4 protein-coding genes are annotated in these 5,445 nt (G+C 48.2%); 2 read left to right on the forward strand and 2 right to left on the reverse strand.

Features of this window, described 5'->3' with window-relative positions; genetic code table 11:
* Positions 1–213: 213 nt before the first annotated feature.
* Together FVR03_RS23635 and FVR03_RS23640 are read right to left on the reverse strand one after the other, a co-directional pair.
* Positions 214–696: a very short patch repair endonuclease gene (locus FVR03_RS23635; RefSeq protein WP_147924246.1), complete on the reverse strand. Its 483-nt coding sequence runs from the start codon at positions 694–696 to the stop codon at positions 214–216.
* An 84-nt stretch (positions 697–780) separates the two neighbouring features.
* Entirely contained in the window at positions 781–1,086 is a 306-nt protein-coding gene (locus FVR03_RS23640) for a hypothetical protein (RefSeq protein WP_147924244.1), read from the reverse strand.
* 611 nt (positions 1,087–1,697) lie between these two features.
* Here FVR03_RS23640 and FVR03_RS23645 point away from each other — a divergent pair.
* Positions 1,698–4,454, forward strand: a complete 2,757-nt coding sequence (locus FVR03_RS23645) for a 2-oxoglutarate dehydrogenase E1 component (RefSeq protein WP_147924245.1) — start codon at positions 1,698–1,700, stop codon at positions 4,452–4,454.
* A 113-nt stretch (positions 4,455–4,567) separates the two neighbouring features.
* On the forward strand, positions 4,568–5,445 hold an 878-nt coding region (locus FVR03_RS23650; RefSeq protein WP_187270289.1), incomplete at its 3' end, for a biotin/lipoyl-containing protein.

The following is a 5,445-nucleotide window of genomic DNA, read 5'->3' on the forward strand; positions in this document are numbered from 1 at the left end:
ATCAGCCATTGCCCTGTACCCTTGAAGCAAATCTGTCTTAAAACCTTTTGGAGGGCAATTCTATTGGAATAATTTTAGGCTGCGGCAAATTCAAAATGAGTAGTAGCCTGCCAGAAGAGCGGCTGTAAGCGAAGCCCTTGGCTCTTGTTCCCTAAAAATCCTTTGGAAGGGCAAATCCATTAGAATAATTCAGTGTGAACGTCTGCGGAGAAATCAGGCGGCCACTTCCCAGCTGGCAGGCACGCCCTGGTGCAGCTCCCTGATTAAGGTAAGGCAGCCGCTGGTATCGGCGTAAAGCTGGCACTCCCAGATGCAGATGCAGGTCCAGCCAGCTTCGCGGTACATGGTGCGGTAAGTGGCATCGCGTGCTATGTTACGCTCAAATTTATTTTGCCAGAACGCAACATTGCTTTTAGGGAGAGATGGTTGGCAGTAGGGGCAGCGGTGCCAGAAGCAACCGTGTACAAAAATAGCCAGTTTTCGGCCGGGGTAGCAAATATCTGGCTTGCCCGGCGCTTTTGGCCAGTGTACTCTGTAGCCGCGTAGTCCTGCCTGCCAAAGCTGCTTCCGGAGCAGTAACTCAGGCTTGGTGTCCCGGGCTTTGTTGCCGCGCATGTAGCGGCTCACTTTTTCCTGTAGTGTAAGTGGTGCCGTAGCCGTTTTTTTTGAGGAAGAATATTTCTTTTTAGAGGCCAAACCTGTTCCTGATAAAGTTCCGAGCTGCCTGTATAACAAGCCTGCTGCAGGATAGGTGCCCCAGAGAGTGCAGAAAGAGAGAGGTCAGATTCTGTAATAAATTCTGCTCATGCTATTGTCGTAGGGGTCGTAGCCGGGGCGTGGGCAGGTAAAGCGTTTTTCAAGGAGTTTTAAGTCGGAAAGGCAGTTAAGGTCAAAGCATTTCCATCCGGTACCGGTGATGGCACTTTTGCTTTTACTTATTTGCCAGGCGAGCAGGCAGTTTTCTGACTCTAAGTTTTTGCCCACCAGGTGTGGCTCTACAAGATAAACGTTGCTCTTATAGGTAAATTGTATCAGGAGCCTGGCCCCTATTGCCCTCGAAATGTCATCTACTAGTTGGCTGTACATGGCTACACATATTTATAAAGAGCCTTCAGATGCCTGGTTTGGTAAGTTGTGGAGATATCGCCAACCTGTTGCACCCTTAGCTAATATAAAAGTAGACAAAGGAGCAGATAGTATAAAGGAAAAAATATGCCTCAAAGTAACATAGGCTTGTTTGAGCTTAGCAATTCAGTTTATTAGGGAATCTGCTTATGGTTGCTGTTTTCCTGATTTCCCATTTTGAACAAACGCTAGCTAAAGTAACATAGCGACAAATTAATGTAACTACAGGAATAGGCAAATAAATCTTATTTAAACCTAATTTAGCAGATGTGTTATTTACTTGCCAACAGAATTTATACTTCTGGTCCATCTGATCTCAGCAATTAAAAAAGAAGTTTTTGCTTCTCTATATTATCATATTGCCCTACATTTACACTAACATTTGTTTGGAAAAATAAAGAAAACATTTAGTGCTGAAATCAACGTTAATAAGGGAAGACCTTAAAATAAGGATTAATAAACATTTTAATTTGCTGAAAATCAAGTAAACCTGCTTATGCGAATACAGGGAATATGTTTTTCTGCAATTACTTCTATCTTTGCTGCGCTTTAAAAAAGCAGCAACAAATTTTATGGACAAATATACGTACATCGCCAACGCGCATGGTGCTTACATTGATGAGCTTTATAAGTCTTATCAACAAGATCCGGAATCGGTAGAATTCGGATGGCGCAAATTTTTTGAAGGATATGAGTTTTCAGGTGCTTATACCGAAAACGGGCATGAGAAAGAAGCAGTAGCAGTCGCTCCTGCTAAATCAGCAGCTGGCGTACCAAGCGAATCCGAGAAAGAGGTAGCTGTACGTAACCTGATTTATGCCTACCGCAGCAGAGGCCACCTTCGCTCTAAAACCAACCCCGTACGCGAGCGCAAAGACCGCAAGGCGCTGCTCGACCTGAAAGATTTCGGTTTGACTGAAGCTGACCTGGACACGGTGTTTCAGGTAGGCGAGGTAATTGGCATAGGGCCAGCCAAACTACGCGACATTTTAGGCGCTGTCCAGAAAATATACGAAGCTGGCATCGGCTTCGAGTACATGTACATCCGCGATCCGGAAATTCTGACCTGGTTGCAACAGAAGATCGAGAAAGATTTCCTGAGCTTTAACCCCGGTGTGGAGTACAAAAAACGCATTCTTTCTAAACTGAACGAAGCGGTTGTATTCGAGAACTTTTTGCATACAAAATTCTTAGGCCAGAAGCGATTCTCCCTGGAAGGTGGCGAAACCACTATTCCGGCGCTTGATGCCATAATAGACAAAGCCTCTGAACTGGGAGCTAAAGAAGTAGTGATAGGCATGGCTCACCGTGGCCGCCTGAACGTGCTGGCCAACATCATGGGCAAAACCTATGAGCAGATATTCTCTGAGTTTGAAGGTACCGCAGTGCCGGACCTGACTTACGGAGATGGTGACGTGAAATACCACATGGGCTTCTCTTCGGAGGTGGATACCCCATCTGGCAATAAAGTAAACCTGAAACTGGCACCAAACCCATCGCACTTAGAGGCGGTAAACCCGGTGGTAGAAGGTTTTGTGCGTGCCAAAATAGACTGCATGTACGACAACGACCCACGCCAGATCGTGCCCATCCTGATACACGGCGATGCGGCTGTGGCTGGTCAGGGTATTGTGTATGAAGTAACGCAGATGTCGAAACTGGCAGGTTACGCTACAGGTGGTACTATCCACTTCGTAATCAACAACCAGATCGGCTTTACCACCGATTTCGTGGATGCCCGTTCTTCTATTTACTGTACCGATGTAGCCAAAATGATTGATGCACCGGTGTTGCACGTAAACGGCGATAACCCGGAGGCAGTAGTATTTGCGGTGCGACTGGCAACAGAGTACCGTCAGAAGTTTGGAGGCGACATTTTTATAGACATGGTGTGCTACCGCCGCCATGGCCACAACGAGGCCGATGAGCCTAAATTTACGCAGCCGCACCTTTACAACCTGATTTCGAAACACCCGAACCCACGCGAGGTGTATAGCAAAGAACTTGTTAGCCACGGCGAGATAGATGCTGAACTGGCCGACTCCATGGACAAAGAGTTCCGTCAGTTGCTACAGGATCGCCTGGATATGGTGAAGCAAAAGCCTTTGCCTTATAACTACCAGACCCTGGAGAAAGAGTGGAAAACACTGCGCCGTTCTAAATCAGATGATTTTGATCAGTCGCCTGCCACTGGTATTTCAGAAGAAGTGGTTGCCAAGGTAGGAGAGGCGCTTACATCGGTTCCGCAAGGCTTTAAGCCCCTGAAGCAGATAGAAAAGTTGCTGAAAGACCGTAAAGAAATGTTTTTTGAAACCCGCCAGTTAAACTGGGCTGCCGCTGAGTTATTAGCTTATGGCTCTATTTTAACAGACGGCAAAGTGGTTCGATTGAGCGGACAGGATGTGCAGCGCGGTACGTTCTCGCATCGTCATGCTGTTCTCCGCGATGCCAATACCAATGCTCCTTACTGCAACCTCAACAACGTGCAGGAAGACCAGCGCCAGTTAGAGATTTATAACTCGCTGCTATCGGAGTATGGTGTGCTTGGCTTTGAGTTTGGCTACGCTATGGCTAACCCAAATGCTCTTGTGATCTGGGAAGCGCAGTTCGGTGACTTTGCCAACGGTGCCCAGGTAATGATAGACCAGTTTATAACAGCTACAGAATCTAAGTGGCAGCGTATGAACGGGGTGGTAATGCTGTTGCCGCACGGTTACGAAGGCCAGGGACCAGAGCACTCTAATGCCCGCCCGGAGCGTTTTCTGCAGTTAGCTGCCGAAAACAATATTTTTGTAACGCATATCACCACGCCAGCTAACTTCTTCCATATGCTGCGCCGCCAGCTGGCCCTGCCATTCCGCAAGCCAGCTGTTAACATGTCGCCTAAGTCGCTGCTGCGCCACCCTTCGGTGGTGTCGCCGGTAGAGGAGTTTACTTCTGGAGGCTTTAAAGAAGTTATTGGTGATGCATTTGCTGTTGCCAAGACCGTGAAGAAAGTGTTGTTGTGTACTGGTAAAATATTTTTCGATCTGCTCGAAGAACAACAGAAAAACAAGCGCTCCGATGTGGCCATTATCCGGCTGGAGCAGCTCGCACCGTTCCCGAAAGTGCAGTTGGAGGCCGAGCTTCAGAAATACAAGAACGCTAAAATTTACTGGGTTCAGGAAGAACCGGAGAACATGGGCGCCTGGCTGTATATTCTGAACCTGATGCGCAAGCAGGTAGAAGATGTGGTGGCGCGTAAGCCAAGTGCATCGCCTGCCACAGGCTATATGAAAGTGCACGTAAAAGAGCAGCAGGATATCATAAACAGAGCATTCGGAAATTAATTTAAGAGGTATGCCGTATCGGCAGGATATGCACGACAAAAGTTCTTGCTTTCCTGCTCATAGGGCATACCTTCTGCGTATTTCATAATTCGTCATTCATAATCTAAATAAATATGAGTTTAGAAGTAAAAGTGCCTGCCGTAGGCGAATCAATAACCGAGGTAACAATAGCCCAATGGCTGAAAAAAGACGGTGATCGCGTAGAAATGGATGAGGTGATTTGTGAGCTGGAATCTGATAAAGCAACATTCGAATTGCCCGCCGAAGCCGCAGGTATTTTACGGATAGTAGCACAGGAAGGCGACACTATAGAAGTGGGAGCGCTCATCTGCAAAATTGAGCAGAATGGTGAGGCTTCTGCCAGCCCGGCTGCTCCAGCCGCCGCCTCTGCACCAGCTGAAGCTTCTGCCCCAGCCGAAGAAGCAGCCCCTGCCGCACAAGAAGGAGGCACAGGCGAAGCAATAGAAATGAAAGTTCCTACTGTAGGCGAATCTATAACAGAAGTTACCATTGCCAACTGGCTGAAAAACGATGGCGACCGTGTAGAAATGGATGAGATTATTGCCGAGCTGGAATCTGATAAAGCTACATTTGAGCTACCCGCAGAAGGTGCCGGTACGCTTCAGATAGTGGCACAACAAGGAGACACCATCGAAATTGGCGCTACCATTTGCCGCATTGTGGCAGGTGCTGGCGGTGCTGCTGTTAAACCAGCTGTTCAGCCAAGTGCTTCAGCATCTCAGCCTGCTGCGCAACCAGCAGCTGCTACTGGCTATGGCAACCAGACCTATGCTTCTGGTACGCCATCGCCGGCTGCCGGCAAAATACTTTCTGAAAAAGGCATTAACCCTGCCGATGTGCAAGGCACCGGCCGCGATGGTCGCATTACCAAAGAAGATGCCCAAGGCGCTGAGAAAGCTGCCGCTAAACCAGCTGCTGCTCCGGCCCCTGCCGCCAAGCAAGAAGCTGCTGCCCCGGCTGCCGCCACCGG

It is taken from the genome of Pontibacter qinzhouensis (assembly GCF_008017455.1).
Lineage (GTDB): Bacteria > Bacteroidota > Bacteroidia > Cytophagales > Hymenobacteraceae > Pontibacter > Pontibacter qinzhouensis.

What these genes read in the sequence shown, in the direction of transcription:
- FVR03_RS23645 (WP_147924245.1), top strand. Translation starts at nt 1,698, where the DNA reads ATGGACAAATATACGTACATCGCCAACGCGCATGGTGCTTACATTGAT.
- FVR03_RS23640 (WP_147924244.1), bottom strand. Translation starts at nt 1,086, where the DNA reads ATGTACAGCCAACTAGTAGATGACATTTCGAGGGCAATAGGGGCCAGG.